The organism is Kitasatospora sp. MMS16-BH015 (genome assembly GCF_002943525.1).
Taxonomy (GTDB): domain Bacteria; phylum Actinomycetota; class Actinomycetes; order Streptomycetales; family Streptomycetaceae; genus Kitasatospora.
The window spans coordinates 1,458,377-1,476,249 of sequence record NZ_CP025394.1; the positions used below are offsets into that span (position 1 = coordinate 1,458,377).

Sequence of the window (17,873 nt, forward strand, 5' to 3'; positions counted from 1 at the left end):
GCCCGGTCGTCACCACCGGGCCGTCCCGGTCAGCTGTCGGTGCTCCGGCCCAGCCACCGGTCCACCAACGGCACGAGCAGGGGCGCCGTCCGCGCCGACACCACACCGGCGTGGTCGGTGGCGACGGTGTGCGTCTCCACCGGCCCGGTCAACCACGGAGCCCAGGCGGTCGCCAGGCCCACCGGCTCCTGCCCCGGCGGAACGGCCTCCACGATCAGCGTCGGCGCTGTGACCCGGGCGGGGACGGCCGGGCCGCCCAGGCGCAGCGCGGACCGGGTCGCCGCCACCACCCGCTCCCGTTCCGGCCCGTCGAGGGCCGGGCCCGGCTGGCCGGCCAGCGCCAGCTCCAGGACTTCCTCCGGCAACGCGGTCCCGTCCTCGGCCGGCACCCCGGGCAAGGAGTCCAGCAACACCAGGGCGCTCACCTCCTCGCCCGCGGCCTCCAGTTGCGCCGCCACGGCATGGGCGAGCGTGCCGCCGAGGGACCAACCGAGCAGCGCGTAGGGACCGCTCGGCCGGATCCGGCGGATACGGTCCGTGTGGACCGCGGCCAGCCCGCCGACGGTACCGGGCCCCACCCCGTCCAGCAGTGCCGGGGACTGTAGGCCGTGCACCGCGGTGCCCGGCGCCAGGCGGTGAGCCAGCGGGGCGTAGCACCAGCTCAGGCCACTGACCGGGTGGATGCAGAACAGGTCGGCGGCGCCGGGCACGGCCGGTCGCAGCGTCAGCACCGGGTCCAGGTCCCGGCCTGGCTGCTCACCCGCCGCAGCCACCGCCGCCAGGCCGGCCGGGGTGGGGTGGGAGAGCACCTGCCGGATGCCCAGTGCCGGGAACAGCTCCCGGGTCCGGCTGATCACCCGGGCGGCGAGCAGCGAGTGGCCGCCCAGCAGAAAGAAGTCGTCGTCCGGCCCGACCTCGGGCAGTCCGAGCACCTCTGCGAACACCTCGCACAACCGGGCCTCGGCGGAGCCGTCCACTGGCCTGCGCGGCACCGCGCCGGTGGCGTGCCGGTCCGGGGCGGGCAGGGCCGCGCGGTCGGTCTTCCCGTTCCCGGTCAACGGCAGGCGGTCCAGCACGACGAACGCGGACGGCACCATGTAGCCGGGCAGGAACTCCTGCGCGGACTCCCGCAGCGCCACCACGTCCAGCAGCCCGGCCGCGCCGACGTAGGCCACCAGCCGCTGGTCCCCCGGGTGGTCCTCACGGACCAGTACGGCCGCCTCGGTCACCCCTTCCTGCGCCGAGAGGACCGCCTCGATCTCTCCGGTCTCGATGCGCAGCCCGCGGAGCTTCACCTGGGTGTCGGCCCGCCCCACGAACTGGAGCTGCCCGTCCGGTCGCAGGCGCACCAGGTCACCGGTGCGGTACATCCGGCGCCCGGGCTCGAACGGCGAGGCGACGAAACGCTGCGAGGTCAGCCCGGGACGCCGCAGGTACCCGCGGGCGAGACCGACGCCCGTGATGTACAGCTCTCCCGTGACACCCGTCGGCAGCGGACGGAGTGCCTCGTCCAGGACGTGCACGCCCACATGGTCGAGGGACCGGCCGATGGGCGGGCGCTCGGCCGAAGCATGCAGCCGGTCGGTGCGGGTCGTGGTCACGGTGGCCTCGGTGGGGCCGTAGCAGTTGACGAGCTCCACCCGGCCTGCCCAGTCGGCCACGAAGTCGGACGCACACTCCTCGCCCCCGAAGATCATGCGCCGCAGGTCGGGGAGCGGGCCCTCCGGCATGGTCCGGTACACCGCGGGCGGGCCTGACACGTCCGTGATCCGCTCAACGCGAAGCAACTCGTGGAGCGCGTCGGAGATCAGCGGCCCTTCCGGCGGCATGACGAGCGTGGCCCCGGAGAGCAGTGCCATGCACAGCTCGGAGACGAACACGTCGAAGCTCGGCGACACGAGCTGGAGCACCCGCCGGCCCGGCCCAGCCGCCAGCAGCTCGGCCAGGTTCCGCACGCCGACATGGGTGACCACCACGCCCTTGGGCGTGCCGGTCGACCCGGAGGTGTAGATGACGTAGGAGGGATGACCGGGGGTCAGCGGCCGCAGCCGGTCCGCGTCGGTGAGCGCGTCGTCGTCCGGGCTCCCGAGCCACTCTCGGGGGCCCGCCTGCTCCGGTACGCCGGACAGGTTGCCGGTCCGCAGCACGGTGGGGACGAGGCCGACGATCCCGTCGACTTGCTCGTCCGCAGCCAGCGCCACCCGCACCCCGGCGTCTTCGATCATGTACCGGATCCGCTCCGGCGGAAGCGTCAGATCGATCACCAGGTGCGCGGCCCCGGCCTTCTGCACCGCGAGCACGGCGACGACCAGTGCCGGGGAGCGGGGCAGCGCCAAGGCCACGACATCCTCCGGACCGACGCCCGCCGCGACGATCCGCCGGGCCAGCCGGTTCGCGAGCCGGTCGAGCTCCGCGTACTCCAAGGACACGGTGCCGCCGGTCAGGGCGACGGCGTCGGGGGTGCGGCCGACCTGGGCTTCGAAGAGCTCCGGCAGAGTCCGAGGTTCGTAGCCCGCACCGGCGGACTTGCGCGCTTCGAGCGCAAGGCGCGCGCGCTCCTCCTCGGTAAGGATCCCGACCTGGCTCACCCGCAGTTCCGGCGCCTCGGCCAGTGCGGTGAGCACCCGCACGAAACGCTCGCCCAGGGCCGCGCCGGCGTCCTGGTCGAACAGCCCGGCGGAGAACTCGAGTTCACCGCTCATCCCCGCCGGACCGTTTCCGTCAGCGTGTTCCGAGAGGCTGAAAGACAGGTCGAACTTAGCGGTGGTGGCCCGGGGCGCCTCCAGGGCGGCGCCGAACTCCGCGAACGGATCCTGCTCGCTCTGGTCGGGCTCGACCGACAGCGCGACTCGGAACAGCGGCGAGCGGTTCGGCTCCCTGCGTGGGTTGAGTGCACTGACGACGTGGTCGAACGGGATGTCACAGTGCTCGAGTGCGCCGAGGTTGTTCCCGCGTACCCGGACGACGAGCTCCTCCAGGGTGGGATCACCGGAGGTGTCGGCCCGAAGGACGATCGTGTTGACAAAGAGCCCGATCACCGCGTCGAGCGCCTCGTCGTCCCGTCCGGACACCGCCGTGCCGATGGGGATGTCCGTCCCGGAGCCGAGCCTGGTCAGCAGGGCCGCCAGGGCCGCCTGCGCCACCATGGAGACCGAGGCCCGGTGGCGGCGGGCCAGCGCCGTCAAGCCGGCGTGCACGTCCCGGGGCACCACGAGCGGGACCGAACCGCCTGAGCGGACGAACCTGCCGGAGCCCGAACGGTCGGACGGCAGCGGCAACGGATCGGGGATTCCGGCCAGAGCCTTCCGCCAGTAGTCTTCCTGGCGCCTCATCGGACTCTGCGGGTCCTCCCGGCTCCCCAGCACCTTGCGCTGCCATGCCGCATAGTCGGTGTACTGCAGGGGCAGGGGCTGCCAGGCCGGTGCCCGCCCGGCACACCGGGCCCGGTAGGCCTCCACCAGATCCCGGGCGAGCAGGCCGGTCGACCAGGCGTCCGTGGAGATGTGGTGCAGCATCAGCAGCAGGGTGTCATCGCTCTCGTCCACCCGGAGCAGCTCCGCCCGTAGCGGCACCTCCTGGGTGAGGTCGAAGCCCCGTGCCAGCATGACCTCCAGTGCCGTGCCCCGGCCGCCGGCCGACACCTCGTGGACGGCGAGCAGCGCACCGACCTCACCCGGCGCCAACACCTGCGCGCACGGCTCCCCATCTCGCTCCGGGTACACCGTGCGGAGCACCTCGTGCCGGCCGACCAGGTCGGACAGCGCCGCCGCCAGGGCCGCCTTGTCCAGGCAACGGGAGAGCCTGAGCACAATCGGAACGTTGTATGCCGAATCGGCGACATCCAGCCGGTTCAGAAACCACAACCCGAGCTGAGCGAAAGACAGAGACTGCATGTACCGAAACCTCCACACGGACAAGCAGACCGCCCTGCCGGACGGCCGCACAATCCAATCAGCCACATCCGAGCCGATTGTCTAGATTGCCCCGCCGGCCAGCACCGGACAACGTTTTTGATGCCTTTCGAAGACCCTCCCTCGGGCGCGCGGGAGGAAGCCACTCCTTCCTCCCCAAAAGGGACAGGAGAGTACGGTGGTCGAGCAGTCGACCAGGAAGCTCGACCACCGCCAAACCCTGCCGATTGTCCACGGACAACCGGCCGCCGACACGGACATGACTACCAGTCATGGACCTTGACTGGAGGCGCCGCCCGAGGCTAGGCTCGGCGAAAATTGATCAGTCAATTTACCTTTTGGCAAATTCCCAACGCAATCCTCATTGCCGAAAACCCCTTCCCGTGACACTCGACGAACGAAAAGTGAATCATTCATGCCCGCTCCCGTGCGACTCACCTTACCCGGAATTGAAGAATACACCACAAAGCACACGACGCTGGATTCAGCCGACCTCTGCGAACTCGCTGCGGAGACACTTCGCAGATCCGATCGCCCCCACATGATGATCGGACCAGTAGAAGCCCGATTCCTTCAGTTCCTGCTCTTCGCCCACCAGCCGAAGCGGGTGCTGGAGATCGGCACCTTCACCGGCTACTCGGCCCTGTCGATGGCCGAGGTACTGCCGCCCGACGCGCACATCGTCACCTGTGAGCTCGATGAGGAATACGCGCAGATCGCGCGCCGGTTCATCGGGGCCAGCCAGTGGCGCGACCGCATCGAGGTGCGCACCGGCCCGGCACTGGCAACCATCCGGGACCTGTCCGGAACTTACGATTTCATCCTCCTCGACGCCGACCAGCCGCATTTCCCGGACTATCTCGACCCGCTGGTGGACCTGCTGTCCGAGCGTGGGATCCTCGCGGCCGACAACACCCTCTGGAGCGGTTCGGTACTTGACGAGACCGACGACCGGGCCGGCGCGGAGGGCATCCGCCGCTTCAACGACCTGGTGACCGCACGCGAGGACCTCACGTCGGTGCTGCTCTCCGTCCGGGACGGCCTGCGCCTCATCCGGAAGAGGTAACGGGCCGGACATGCATCTCACCCATGACCAACTGAGCCCCGCGCTCGCGCGCCCCGTCATGCGCTCCGCCGTCTTCCTCAACGAAGCGGCCGCCCAGCACCCCGAGGCACTCAGCCTCGCCGCCGGACGGCCCTTCGACGACTTCTTCGACCCCGCCGACCTCGTCGACCACCTGAACGCCTTCGAGCAGCACCTCGTCGACTCGGGCCTGGGCCGAAGCGAGATCACCCGCCTGCTCTTCCAGTACGGGCGCACCGCCGGCCACATTCAGGACTTGATTGCCAGCCAACTCGCCAATGACGAAGGGATGCACATCGATCCGGCGGCCCTGGTGGTGACCGTAGGCGCCCAGGAAGGCATGTTCATCACCCTGCAGGCCCTCTGCCACCGACCCCAGGACGTCCTGCTCGTCGCGTCACCCTGCTACATCGGCATGCTCGGTGTGGCGGAGCTGCTCGGCGTGCCGGTGGTCCCGGTCCCCGAGGGCGAGCACGGGCTCGACCCGACCGAGGTGGCCCGGGTGGCTGCCGAGGTCCGGGCCGACGGGCGGACCCCCCGCGCCTTCTACCTCGTCCCCACCGGGTCCAATCCCTCCGGGCGCACCATGCCGCTGCCCCAGCGCCACCGACTGCTCGCCGTCGCCGAGGAGGCCGATCTGCTGCTGCTCGAGGACGACCCGTACGGGTTCCTGACCGACGGCCCGGAGTGGGTCCCCACCCTCAAGGCGCTCGACACCGCCCAACGCGTCATCCACATCGGCACGTTCGCCAAGACGTGCTACCCCGGCGCGCGCGTGGGTTATGTCGTCGCCGACCAGCGGGTCCATCACGCCGACGGGCGGATCAGCCTGCTCTCGGACGAACTGGCCCTGATCCGCAGCATGGTCACGGTGAACACCTCCGCCGTGTCCCAGGCCGTGATCGGCGGCATGCTGGTGCGCGCCGACTGCTCGTTGCGGAAGATCAACACGGAGCGGGTCGCGCACTACCGCAGCAACCTGGCACTGCTTCTGGACTGCCTCGACCAAGGCCTTCCCGAAGCCCGCCGCTTGGACCTCGGCATCTCCTGGACCGCTCCGGACACCGGCTTCTTCGTCGTCATCCGGGTGCCGTTCTCCGTGGACGAAGCGCTCCTGATCCGCTCAGCCGAGGAGTACGGCGTGCTGTGGACCCCGATGTCCTACTTCTACCCCGGCGAGGGCGGCACCGAGGAGCTGCGGGTGAGCTGCAGTGCGCTGTCACCGACCGATCTGGCGGAGGCGGTGCGCCGACTCACGCGCTTCCTTGACGACACCGCTTCCGCCGTACGCACGACGACGAGGGGATGACCCGACCATGCCCACCCAAGACAGCGCTGCCGTCCGGCCGTTCACCGGGGCCGAGTACCTGGCGAGCCTCCAGGACGGCCGGTCCATCTGGATCTACGGCGAGCAGGTCAAGGACGTCACCGAACATCCGGCCTTCCGCAACGGAGCCCGATCGATCGCAGGGCTCTACGACGCCCTGTGGGACTCCCCGGAGCGCTCCCAGCTGATCACCGAGACGGACACCGGCAGCGGTGGCTTCACGCACCGCTTCTTCCGCGCCCCCCGGAACCGGGAGGAACTGGCCGCCTCCCGGGACGCCATCGCGAGCTGGCAACGGCGCTGCTACGGATGGCTGGGCCGCTCCCCCGACTACAAGGCCTCCTTCACCGCCACCCTGGGAGCCAACGCCGAGTTCTACGCGCCCTTCGCGGACAATGCGCGCACCTGGTACCGCCGTACCCAGGAGCGTGTGCTACACGTCAACCACGCCCTGGTGCACCCTCCGGTCGACCGCCAACGCCCGATCGAGGACTCCGCGGACGTCTTCGTGCACGTCGAGCGCGAAACGGACGCCGGCATCGTGGTCAGCGGCGCCAAGATGGTCGCCACCGGCTCCGCCCTGACGCACTACAACTTCATCGCCCATCACGGGGTCCCGGTGAAGGACCGGCGGTTCGGTGTGGTCTTCATGGCCCCCATGGACACCCCCGGGGTCAAGCTCTTCTGCCGGACCTCCTACGAGCTGGCCGCGACCCGGCTCGGCACCCCGTTCGACTATCCGCTCAGCAGCCGCTTCGACGAGAACGATGCGGTGATCGTCTTCGACAAGGCGTTCATCCCCTGGGAGAACGTCCTCGTCTACGGCGACACGGAGAAGGCGAACACCTTCTTCCACAACTCCGGCTTCCTCCCCCGGTTCGCCTTCCACGGGGTCACCCGGCTGGCCGTGAAGATCGACTTCATCTGCGGCCTGATGCTGAAGGCGACCGAGATCAGCGGCACCGTTGACTTCCGCAACGTCCAGGCGAACGTCGGCGAACTCATGGTCTGGCGGCACCTGCTGTGGGCGCTGTCGGACGGGATGATCCAGTCCGCCCGACCGTGGCAATCGGACTACGTCCAGCCGTGCGAGGACTACGCGCTCGCGTACCGGGTCATCGCCCCGATGATCTACGGGAAGATGAAGGAACTGGTCCAGCACACCGCCGGCGGCAGCCTGATCTACCTCAACTCCGGCGCGGCCGACTGGCAGAACCAGGAGGTCCGCCCCTACCTGGAGCGCTACCTGCGCGGCTCGAACGGCCACTCGGCCGAGCAGCGGGTGAAGGTCATGAAGCTGCTGTGGGACGCCGTGGGAACGGAGTTCGGCGGTCGGCACGAGCTGTACGAGCGGAGCTACGCCGGAAACGCGGAGGAGAACCGGGTGCAGACGCTCAGGAAGGCCCAGGCGAACGGCACCGCAACCTCGATGCTCGATCTGGTCGACAGCTGCCTGGCGGAGTACGACCTCGACGGTTGGCTCGCACCGAATCTGGTGAACCCCGAGGAGAAGAAACCATTCAACACCCACTGAGGATCACGCACCAAGGCCGCCGGGGGGCAGCTGCTGCGGATTCTCAGGAACAAGTTCATAAAACCGGGGAGTTCAACTTGGAATCATACTCAGACGTGGAGCTCGGAAGACTGGGGGGGCTCCATATCCGCGTGCTCAAGAATCCTGGCGCGACCGTCCTGTCCCTCGTCGCCGACGCCCTTGGCGGACGATTCCAGGGGGTCCCGGAGGCCACGCGCACCCTGATACAGACGGCAGCCCCCCCGAACTGCACCGCCCTTCTGCGACCGCTTTTCAACCACCCGTACGCTCTCGTGCCGGACTGCCTGACACCTGTGGTGGAGTCCGATTCCTCGGCTGATGCCTTCATCGAGCAGCTGGGCGACACCAAAGCCGATGATCTACTCACCGAACTTGAATCGGAGTTCCCGGACCGCATCCCCCTGGGATGGGAGCCGGTGGTCCGGAATCCGCACGCCTGGCTGCACGCATACACCGACGTGATCCGGCACGCCTGGGAGACCATCCGTCCCACCTGGCACCGAAACGACGCACTGTTCGAGCGCGAGTACGAGCACATCGGCGCCTCCGCGGTGAGCGGGACGCTCGACCTGGCCCTCGCCCAGCTCAGCCCACGCTTTCAGCTGTCCGGCAACTCCCTGCGGATCCCCGATCCGAGGCCCGGCCGATTCCGGCTCGACCAGGACCGCGCGCTCACCCTCATCCCGGTGGCCTCCGGCAGTGGGGCCTCGATGTTCTCGGTCCAAGCGGACACGGTGGACTGGATCGCCTATCCGCTGCCCGGCCTGGCCGCTCCATCGGAACAGCCCGGCCACCCCCAGCACAAGGATCAGGACCCGCTCGTCCTGGTGCTGGGCCAGCCGCGGGCAGCGGTACTACGAGCACTAAAGCACCCGCTCACCATGGGCGAGCTCTCCAGTCTGCTCCAGTGCTCTCCGGGTACCACGACCCACCACTGCACCCGGCTGGAGGCGGCCGGCCTGCTCAACCGGCGCCGAAACGGGCAGCACGTCCGCATCGCACTGACCCATCGGGGGACCGAGTTGGTCGACCTTCTGCTGTGAACCGTAGTCCGCTCCGCGGCACCCCGCAACTTCCGAAGAGTTCTTCGGGAAGAAGTCTTCCCGAAGAACTCTTCGGAAGTTAGCCTTGTCGGGCGACATCGTCCAACCGCCACCACCAATGAGGTGAGGATGAGCACCGACAGAGACACCGCATCCATGAGCCTGCCTTCACAACAGAAGGACAGGCTGTTACGCCATCGCGGCTTCCAGTTGTTCTGGATCGGCGAGAGTGCCAGCAAGCTGGGCACCGCCGTGACCACCGTCGCGATGCCGATGGTGGCGGTCAACGCCCTGCACGCCGGGAGCTTCGCGGTCTCGGCGCTCTCCGCCGCCGTCTGGCTGCCGTGGCTCGTACTCGGCCTGCCGGCCGGGGCCTGGGTGGACCGACTCCCGCACCGACCACTCATGATCATCTGTGACCTGGTCTCCGCCGGACTGCTCCTGAGCGTCCCGGTCGCCTACGCGCTGCACCTGCTGACCATCCAGTACCTGCTGATCGCCGCAGCAGGCATCGGGGCGGTCAGTGTCTTCTTCAGCACCGCCTGCCAGGTCCTGATCCCAGCCGTGGTAGCGCGTGAGGACATCCCCGAGGCCAACGCCAAGTTCCAGGGCGCCGAATCCACCGCGCAACTGGCCGGCCCAAGCCTCGGCGGCCTGCTGACCCAGTGGCTCGGGGCGGTATCCGGCCTCCTGCTCAACGGCCTCACCTTCCTGGTGTCGGCCGTGTGCCTGGCCCGCCTGCGCCCCGAGGAGACCCAGAGGAGCACAGCCGGGCCGAGGCCGCGGCACAACCTGACCAAGGAGATCGGGGCCGGCCTGCGCTTTCTCTTCACCAACCCCTACCTGAGGCCGCTGACCATCTACACCGCCGTGGCCAACCTGGCGGCCGGCGGGTTCGAAGCGATCGTGATCCTCTTCCTTCTCCGCGACGTGGGCGCCGCCCCCGGAGCCGTCGGAGTCATGATCGGCATCACCAGTGCCGGCGGCCTGGTCGGCGCGCTCGTCACAACGCGGCTCGCCCGCCGGTTCGGCACCGCTCGCGGCACCCTGCTGTCCGAGTTCGTGGCCATGCCCTTCGCTCTCATCATCCCGCTGACCACCCACGGCTACGGCCTGACCTTCTTCCTGGTCGGTGGCCTCGTAATCAATGCCGGGACGGTGGTGTCCAGCATCCTGACCATGGGGTTCCGACAGACCTACTGTCCGCCCGAACTGCTCGGCCGGGTCACTTCCGCCTCGCGCTTCCTGGCGTTTGGCACACTACCGATCGGGGCCTTCCTGGCCGGTGCCATCGCCAGCTCATGGACGATCCACGCGGCCGTCTGGATCTCCTGCATCACACTTTCTCTGTCAGGGCTGATCCTGCTCGCCAGCCCACTGCGGAGCCACCGGGACTTCCCCACAGAAACCGCACCGGCCACCTGAACAGCCCGCACCAACAACTTCGAGAGATATCGAAATATCCCCACCCCATTGCCATGGAGGGCGATATCCACATACTCTTAAATCATGCCGCCTTCGGAGAATTGTCATGGCGGCCAAGAATTCGAGAAAGGATGACTATTATGCAGTCCCCCGCCGAGGAAATGATAGCCTTCGAAGAGCTGGAGCAGGACGAATACGCCACTGTCCAGGCGTGCCAGATCCCACCCTGCTGAATGCCGCGATCCTGAACGACAGCGACCCCGGCCGCGCGCGGCCGGGGTCGCTGTCAGTGGTTTATCGACGTGGAGTCAGGTCGGTGGCATCGGTGAGGGGAGAGCTCTTTCGGGGGCGTTGCCATGCCCGTGCGCATACCGTGTCCACCGGCTCCCGGGCCTCTCGAGGGATACCCGGCCAGGTTCGACGACCTCTTCGGTTCCTCAGCCCAGCGGCGGGGTTTCCGCGAGTACCTGACCGATCTGTTGCTGCCGAGGGACCGGACCAAGACGCTGACCGCGCTGGCCGGGGCCCAGCATCCGGCGGTGCGGCGGCTGCAGTTCTTCCCGTCCGAGGCATCCGTGCGGCCAACGGCGCACTCCGTCCAAGTGGCCCGAACGGGCTCATCCGAAAGCCCCGATAGAAGGATGCACCCTGGCAGCATCTTCACCTCACCAACGGCCCAGGAGAGCTCCACGTCCACGTGGGAAGCCACAGCTGGGAAGCGCTGGAGAAGCTCATCCCGCGAGCCCAGCACGGCGAGCCTGACCAGACCCGGCGCCCGTCAGCCTCCGAGCAGGTCGACGTCGGCGTCGAACTGCCAGAGGGGGTTGGGCGTCGGGGCGCCGTCGATGACGAGGAGGAAGTAGCCGTTCAGTTGGACGGGGCCGTCGCCGTCGGCGGTGTAGTGGCCGTCGGGGGCGACGTCGAGTTGGTAGACGGCCTGGGCGGTGGCGGTGGTGCCGGGGACGGTCCAGGAGACGGTGCAGCGCCAGTCGTTGCCGGGGCCTTCCTGGCGGCCGAGGCCCTCGGTGCGGTCGCAGGCGGCCGTGGTGTGCAACTGGGGCTCGGTGACCGGGGGTTGGCGGAGCTCGGCCTGTTGGTAGCGGTAGAGGTGGGCGAAGGCGGTGGCCAGGGAGCGCTGGAGCTTGGGCTGGGTGATGCCGGGGCCGGTCGCGCCGGGGGCTGCGGTGAGGGCGACGGCGGTCAGGGCGAGCAGGGCGGCCAGTGGGAGGAGGCCGAGGGTCAGGGCGCGGCGGCCGGCGCCGTCCTGGCCGGGGTTGGTGAAGTCGCGGCGGAGGAAGAGCCGGTAGGCCAGCGTGGTGGCGAGGGCGGCCCAGGCCAGGCTGACGGCGAGGCCGATCAGGAGCGGGCCGGGCTGGCGGGGGGCGGTGAAGAGGCCGTTCCAGGAGGTGAAGGCGTAGCCGGGCAGGGCCAGCCGTACGGCGACCGGCAGCGGGAGGAGCTGGGCCAGCTGCATGCCGAGGGCGGCGAGCACCGGCAGCAGCAGGCCCATCGGGGACCGGCCGAGGGCGACCGAGCCGAGCAGGCCGATGGCTGCCAGGGCGAGGGTGGGTGCGAGGGCGCAGAGCCAGGCCAGCAGGACGCCGCCGGCCGCGTCGGCGCCGGTGAGCAGGTGGCCGTCGAGGCCGACCAGGGGTTGGCTGCCCTCGGCGAGGAGGCCGCCGAAGGTGCCGGAGAGGGCCAGGCCGGCGACCAGCAGGAGGGTCACGGTGAGGGCGGCGAGGGCCTTGGCGGCGAAGATCCGCCGGTGCGAGCGGACCGTGACCAGCAGGTGCCGCCAGGTGCCGAGCCGGTCCTCGGCGGCGAAGACGTCGCCGGCGGCCAGCGAGGCGACCAGCGGCAGCACCCAGCTGCCGGCCACGCCGAGCACCACCAGTGGGCCGGCCCAGCCGGTGGCGTGCATCCAGCGGCCGAAGGGGGTGTCCGAGGGCAGGGTGCTCTGCTGGTCGATCGCGAAGACCAGCACCCCCGGGCCGAGCCAGCAGAGCAGGAGCAGCACCCGCACCCGCCAGGCGGAGAACTGCTTGACCAGCTCCATCCGGAGGATCCGGCGGACCGGGATCGGACGCCGGACACGTACGGCGGGCACTACGGTCACCGTGGTCATCGGTCGGCCTCCTGCTCGGCGCCACTGAAGTGCTCGGTGCGACCGGACTGCTCGGTGCGACCGGACTGGTCGGTGTGGCCCGACTGCTCGGTGCCGGTGGACTGGTCGGTGAGGGCCAGGAAGGCGGCCTCCAACGGGGAGACCACGGGGGTCAGTTCGCGGACCGGGTTGTCGGCGAGGGCCAGTCGGGTGACCAGGGCGTCCAGGGCGGCCGTCCGGGCCCGGAGCAGGAGGAGTTCGGGGTCGGCGTGGCCGGCCAGGAGGGTGATGCCGGGGGTGGTGGCGGCGAGTGCGCGGGCGGCGGGCGGGTCGGCGGCCCGGAGGCGGTGGTCGAGTGCGCGGTCCTCGGCGGCTAGCTTCTGCACCGGGCCGGAGAAGACCACCCGGCCGGTGGCCAGGATGGTGACCTCGGCGCAGAGCGCCTCCAGGTCGTCCATCCGGTGGCTGGAGAGCACCACCGTGACGCCCTCGGCCGCGAGCCGCCGCAGCACGCCGTGCACGTGGTGCTTGCCGGCCGGGTCCAGGCCATTGGAGGGCTCGTCCAGCACCAGCAGCCGGGGCCTGGTCAGCAAGGCGGCAGCCAGGCCGAGGCGTTGGCGCATGCCGAGCGAGAAGCCGCGGACCTTCCGGTCGGCGGCCTCGGTGAGTCCGACCTCCGCCAGCACCTGGTCGACCCGCGCGGGCGGCACCTCCTCGGGGGTCAGGGCGGCCACCGTGGCGAGGTTCTGCCGGGCGGTCAGGGTCGGGTAGAGGCCGGGGCCGTCCACGAAACCGGCGACGCCCTCGGGGGCGGCCGTGCCGTGGCCGGCCGGGGCGCCGAACAGCTCCAGGGTGCCCCGGTCGGCGGCGGCCAGGCCGAGAAGCAGGCCGAGGAGGGTGGTCTTGCCCGCGCCGTTCGGGCCGACCAGGCCGTGGATCCGGCCCTGAGCGATGCTCAGGTCGACCCGGTCGAGGGCCAGGACCTCACCGAAGGTCTTGGTGAGGCCGCGACCGCGCACCGCGACGAGCTCAGACATGTGCTGCCCTTCCCTCCTCGGCCCGCTGCGGGCTCAACTCACGTTCACCGCGGTGTCGTCCAGCACGAACGAGGTCTGCTTCTGGTAGTCCTCGGCCCCGGTGAACTTCAGCGTCACCTGCTGCCCCGCGAAGGCGCTCAGGTTGAAGGTGTGCTGCGAGAAGCCCGAGTTGTGGTTGAGGTTGGAGTAGGTGTACAGGTTGCGCAGCACGGTGCCGGAGCTGTTGAGCACCTGCAGCTTGAGGGTGTCGTAGGCCGTGGTGGTCGTGGTCTCGGCCGTGTCGACGTGCATCCAGAAGGTGAAGTTGTAGTTGGTGCAGCCGGCGGGCAGCGTCACGGTCTGGGCCAGCGTGTCGGTGGTGGCCGCGCCCCAGCCGTCGAGCCAGGCGTCGTAGCTGCCGCTGCGCGCCGGTTCGGAGCTGCTGCTGCTGATCACGTCGACTGGGCTGTGCGTCGAAGTCACGCTCCAGGGTGCCGGGTTGGCGGTGCCGTTCTCGAAGCCCGGGTTGCCGAGCAGCTGCCCGCCGGGGCAGCCGGAGCCGGTCGGGGTGGCGGACGCCTCGGTGCTCTGCGCCCCCTCGCCCACGCCGTTGACCGCGCTGACCTTGTAGTAGTAGGCCTGACCGGCGGTCAGACCGGTGTCGGTGCAGGAGGTCACCGCGCCCAGGCCGCTGCAGCCGCCGCTGGTCAGCAGCGTCTCGCCGCCGCTCGCGGTGCCCCGGTAGACCTTGTACGAGGTGACGTTCTCGCCGCCGGTGTTGGCGGGGGCCGTCCAGTTCAGCGCGACCTGCCCGGTGCCGGCGGTACCGGTCAGCCCGGTGGGCGCGCCCGGCGGTGTCGCGGCGATCGGCGAGGCCGTGACGGACACCGTCGAGGTCGCGCTGTTGGCCGGCGTGGCGCTGTCGGTGACGGTCAGCGTCGCGGTGTAGGTGCCCGCCGTGCCATAGGAGTGGGTCGGGTTCTGGGCGGTGCTGGTGGCCGTCCCGTCACCGAAGTCCCAGCTGTAGTGGTACGCCGGGGTGCCGCCGGTGCCGGTGCCGGTGAAGGCGACGTTCAACGGCACCTGGCCGGAGGTCGGGGTGCCAGACGCACTGGCGGCCAGCGGGTTGCCGACGGCACTGACCGTGGTGGTCACCTGCGAGGTCGCGGTGTGCGCCGGCGAGGCGCTGTCGGTGACGGTCAGCGTCGCGGTGTAGGTACCCGCGGCGGTGTAGGTGTGGCTCGGGTTCTGGGCGGTGCCGGCGGCCGTCCCGTCACCGAAGTTCCAGCTGTAGTGGTACGCCGGGGTGCCGCCAGTGGCCGAGCCGGTGAAGGTCTCCGTCAGCGGCGCGTTGCCGTTGGCCGGGGAGCCGGTGGCGCTCGCGGACAGCGGGGTCTGGCCCTGCACCCAGAAGTCCTCCAGCGGATCACCGAGGGCGGACTGGTCGGCGGTGGTCATCGGGAAGGTGGACGCGCCCAGGTTGTCGTTGGGGTCGATGACACCGGCGTGCACGTTCTCCATCGTGCGCTCCATCGCCGCGAGCACGTTGCCCGTGTTGTACGCGACGTGCGAGAGGTAGTGCTGCTTGACGTACGCCGGGTTCCCGATCACCAGCAGCGGCACGCGGTAGGTGTTGGACACGTGGTCCGAACCGTTGCTGCCGTTCTGGGTGTCGTCCTCGGTGACGACGATCAGGGTGTTGTCCTTGTACGTCGGGTTGGTCATGATCGAGTTGACGATGGTGTTCGTCGCCGTGTCGTTGCCCGGGATGTCCTGGTAGGTGCCCGGGTGGTCGTTGAACAGCTCGACGTAGTTGTACGACGGCATGCCGTTGGTGTTGATGAAGTTCAGGTAGTCGTTCGAGATCGTGCTGTCGGGCAGGCTCTGGTTCAGGCAGGTGTACTCGTTGGTGTGCAACTCCTCGGGGATGTTGGTCCCCGGGCGGTTCGGCGGGAGGACCTCGGCCTTGCCGGTGGCCGGGTTCTTCCAGTAGCCGCTACCGCTGTTGAGCATCCAGTAGATGTCACCGTTCATGATCATCGTGTACGGGCTGGTGCCGCTGCTGGTGCCGGACGGAGTCGTGCAGGCGTTGGTGCCCTCGTCCGTGGGGCCCTTGTCGCTCTGCAGGAAGCGGTCGAACTGGGTGCCGTTCGCGGGGTACGACTGCTGCTGACTGCTGGAGGCGGACTGCCCCGAGAACAGGAACCAGTGGTTGGGGCCCGAGGGCGGCTGGACGCCGGTGCTGTAAGAGTCGGACAGCGAGTACGTCTTGGCCAGGTTGTGCAGGTTCGGCACCGAGCCGATGTGGTTGGTGCTCTGCACCTGGCCGTTGCAGCCCGCGGCGATGGTGGTCGCGCAGTCACCGAGGTAGTCGTCGAACGTGTGGTTCTCGCGGTAGATGATCACGAAGTGCTGGAACGGCGGGAAGTACGGCGCCGTCGGGTTCACCGCCGCTTCGGGCTGCGCCGTGATCGACTGCTGGCCGTTGGCGGCCGTCTTCATGACGGTCTTGTTGGTGATGGCGAAGTTCTTGGGCTGCGGGAACTTCGAGAACTCCACGCCGGGGGCGGCGAACACCGCGCCGGAGCAGTCGAAGTCGTCCGGCTTGTAGTTCATCGGCCGCTTGCCGACCGGCAGGTTCTTCGCGCCCGCCGGGCTCGTCCCCGGGTCCCACCCCTTCAGCGTGCACGAGCCGACGCCGGTCTTGGGGTGTCCCACCACCCCCTCCGCCGTGGCCAGCGAAGCCCCACCCAGCGAGATCACGGCGAGCGCGGCCACGCCCACCGATCTCTTCTTCCACTTCCTCATCCTGACGCCTCCGCTCGATGACGGTGCATTCCTGAGATGACTGCGGCCGGACAACTGCCGTCCGTATGGTCACCGCGTGGCGGAGGGCGGGCAAGTAGATGCGCGTAGATTTTGCGCAATCAAGGCCGTCCACACGGCAGTTCGCCGGCCGCTGCCCACAGAGCGGTCCGCTCTGTGCGCCGCCGGTGAAGGAGTCTTCATCGCGGATCGAAACCGCCGTCCAATCCCGGCTTCCGGCGAATTCGCGGCCACGGAACGGCGTCGACGGCAGTGCGCGGCGAGGGCCGGCTCGCCGGCTCGCCGGATCGAGGGGCTGGGGCGGGAGCCGGGTCGCGGGAGCGGACGGGCCGGGTCGTGCGGGCCGGGCGGGCCGTGGGTGCACCGACTTGTCCAGCCAACACTGGCGCGGTTGTTCAGCCAACACCGGTCCGTCGGTGGCAATGCTGTCTGGCCATCTTTCCGCCATGAACCGTTCTTCCGCGCGTACTCCCGAGTAGACCCACGAGTAGCTAGCCTCTCCGCTGTCATGTCCGGGGCCACTCACCCTCCCAGGAGACCGCACCGTGCTTTCCCGTCGTACCGCCACCGCCTTCGCCGCCGCCCTGTTGCTCGGCGGCACGCTCCAGACCGCTTCGGCCCAGGCCGCCGCCGCCCCGAACACCCTCTCGGTGTTCGCCTTCAACGTGGACCTCGGCACCTCGGTGGTCGACTGGTCGCAGAACGAGCAGGCCTCCCGGCGGACGCCGATCGTCGAGCAGATCGTCCGTCAGCACAGCGCCGACGTGGTGATCCTGGACGAGCTGTTCAACAACTCCTCGGTCAGCGACATCAACAGCAAGCTGGCCGACCTCTACCCGTACCGCACCCCCGTGGTCGGCGGCACCTGCTCGGGCGGCGGCTGGAACGGCGTCAGCGGCAACTGCTCCAGCTCGCCGTTCGTGATCAACGGCGGCACGATGATCCTCTCCAAGTACCCGATCGCCGCCCAGTACGCGCACGTCTTCTCCAACTCCACCTACGGCACCTGGGACTACCACGCCGACAAGGGCGCCGCGCTGGTGCAGGTGAACAAGGGCGGCGTGAAGACCTGGGTGGTCGGCACCCACCTGCAGGCCGACGAGTCCGACAAGTCCACCGACACCACCCAGGCCACCCGCCTCGGCCAGCTCGGCGAGATCAAGGACTGGGTGAACGGCATCGTCGGCTCCTCCGCCCCGGTGCTGATCGGCGGCGACCTCAACGTGGAGTACTTCCACGGCGCCTCGCGCAACGACTACGCCAACGCGCAGAACGCGGTGAACGGCGTGCTCGGCACCCCCGCCACCGACCCGGGCCAGAACCGCACCACCATGGACTGCCCGGTCGCCTCCTGGTGCCAGTACATGGCCGGCGTCGAGACCTTCCCGGTCGACTACCGCGACGACCTGGACTACCTCGGCTACCTCAACGCCCCGGGCCGCCCGGTGCCGGTCACGCTGCCGACCGTGAACATCGACTTCGACCCGCAGGCGGGCTGGACCCAGGGCCAGCTGGACACCAACGCCCCGAGCGACCACTACCCGGTCGAGGCCACCTTCCAGCTCAACTGACACCCCGTCCG

10 protein-coding genes are annotated in these 17,873 nt (G+C 69.5%); 6 read left to right on the plus strand and 4 right to left on the minus strand.

The features are described 5' to 3' along the window. Positions 1-29: 29 nt before the first annotated feature. On the minus strand, positions 30-3,893 hold the full coding sequence (locus CFP65_RS06290; RefSeq protein WP_104815143.1) for an amino acid adenylation domain-containing protein: 3,864 nt from the start codon (positions 3,891-3,893) through the stop codon (positions 30-32). Between the two features lie 433 nt (positions 3,894-4,326). On the opposite strand from CFP65_RS06290, the gene CFP65_RS06295 reads away from it, so the two are divergent. The 5 genes from CFP65_RS06295 (at position 4,327) to CFP65_RS06315 (ending at position 10,345) form a co-directional block, all read left to right on the plus strand. Then, positions 4,327-4,977 carry an O-methyltransferase gene (locus CFP65_RS06295; protein ID WP_104815144.1) on the plus strand — a complete coding sequence of 217 codons (651 nt, stop codon included), beginning with the start codon at positions 4,327-4,329 and terminating at the stop codon, positions 4,975-4,977. A 10-nt stretch (positions 4,978-4,987) separates the two neighbouring features. Next, entirely contained in the window at positions 4,988-6,304 is a 1,317-nt protein-coding gene (locus tag CFP65_RS06300) for a PLP-dependent aminotransferase family protein (protein WP_104815145.1), read from the plus strand. A gap of 7 nt (positions 6,305-6,311) precedes the next feature. Continuing rightward, a complete protein-coding gene (locus CFP65_RS06305) occupies positions 6,312-7,856 on the plus strand; it encodes a 4-hydroxyphenylacetate 3-hydroxylase N-terminal domain-containing protein (RefSeq protein ID WP_104815146.1) in 1,545 nt (514 codons plus the stop codon). A gap of 131 nt (positions 7,857-7,987) precedes the next feature. Beyond that, entirely contained in the window at positions 7,988-8,920 is a 933-nt protein-coding gene (locus CFP65_RS06310; RefSeq protein WP_158702062.1) for a MarR family winged helix-turn-helix transcriptional regulator, read from the plus strand. A 129-nt stretch (positions 8,921-9,049) separates the two neighbouring features. After that, positions 9,050-10,345 carry an MFS transporter gene (locus CFP65_RS06315; RefSeq protein WP_104815148.1) on the plus strand — a complete coding sequence of 432 codons (1,296 nt, stop codon included), beginning with the start codon at positions 9,050-9,052 and terminating at the stop codon, positions 10,343-10,345. A gap of 778 nt (positions 10,346-11,123) precedes the next feature. Here the strand turns inward: CFP65_RS06315 and CFP65_RS06325 are convergent. Genes CFP65_RS06325 through CFP65_RS06335 form a run of 3 tightly spaced genes read right to left on the minus strand, consistent with a single transcriptional unit; the run spans position 11,124 to position 16,273 of the window. After that, entirely contained in the window at positions 11,124-12,470 is a 1,347-nt protein-coding gene (locus tag CFP65_RS06325; RefSeq protein WP_104815149.1) for an ABC transporter permease, read from the minus strand. Beyond that, positions 12,467-13,486: an ABC transporter ATP-binding protein gene (locus CFP65_RS06330; protein ID WP_104815150.1), complete on the minus strand. Its 1,020-nt coding sequence runs from the start codon at positions 13,484-13,486 to the stop codon at positions 12,467-12,469. Before CFP65_RS06330 ends, CFP65_RS06325 begins: the two co-directional genes overlap by 4 nt. A 33-nt stretch (positions 13,487-13,519) precedes the next feature. Further along, the gene (locus CFP65_RS06335; RefSeq protein ID WP_104815151.1) at positions 13,520-16,273 is read right to left on the minus strand and encodes a PKD domain-containing protein; all 2,754 of its coding nucleotides are present in this window, start codon (positions 16,271-16,273) and stop codon (positions 13,520-13,522) included. 563 nt (positions 16,274-16,836) lie between these two features. Between CFP65_RS06335 and CFP65_RS06340 the strand changes: the two genes are divergently transcribed. Continuing rightward, a complete protein-coding gene (locus CFP65_RS06340) occupies positions 16,837-17,862 on the plus strand; it encodes a sphingomyelin phosphodiesterase (protein ID WP_254552255.1) in 1,026 nt (341 codons plus the stop codon). Positions 17,863-17,873 lie beyond the last annotated feature (11 nt).

Excerpts from the sequence above, each read along its gene's own strand:
- CFP65_RS06330 (WP_104815150.1), bottom strand. The coding sequence starts at position 13,486 with ATGTCTGAGCTCGTCGCGGTGCGCGGTCGCGGCCTCACCAAGACCTTC.
- CFP65_RS06295 (WP_104815144.1), top strand. The coding sequence starts at position 4,327 with ATGCCCGCTCCCGTGCGACTCACCTTACCCGGAATTGAAGAATACACC.
- CFP65_RS06305 (WP_104815146.1), top strand. The coding sequence starts at position 6,312 with ATGCCCACCCAAGACAGCGCTGCCGTCCGGCCGTTCACCGGGGCCGAG.
- CFP65_RS06300 (WP_104815145.1), top strand. The coding sequence starts at position 4,988 with ATGCATCTCACCCATGACCAACTGAGCCCCGCGCTCGCGCGCCCCGTC.
- CFP65_RS06290 (WP_104815143.1), bottom strand. The coding sequence starts at position 3,893 with ATGCAGTCTCTGTCTTTCGCTCAGCTCGGGTTGTGGTTTCTGAACCGG.
- CFP65_RS06315 (WP_104815148.1), top strand. The coding sequence starts at position 9,050 with ATGAGCACCGACAGAGACACCGCATCCATGAGCCTGCCTTCACAACAG.
- CFP65_RS06325 (WP_104815149.1), bottom strand. The coding sequence starts at position 12,470 with ATGACCACGGTGACCGTAGTGCCCGCCGTACGTGTCCGGCGTCCGATC.
- CFP65_RS06335 (WP_104815151.1), bottom strand. The coding sequence starts at position 16,273 with ATGAGGAAGTGGAAGAAGAGATCGGTGGGCGTGGCCGCGCTCGCCGTG.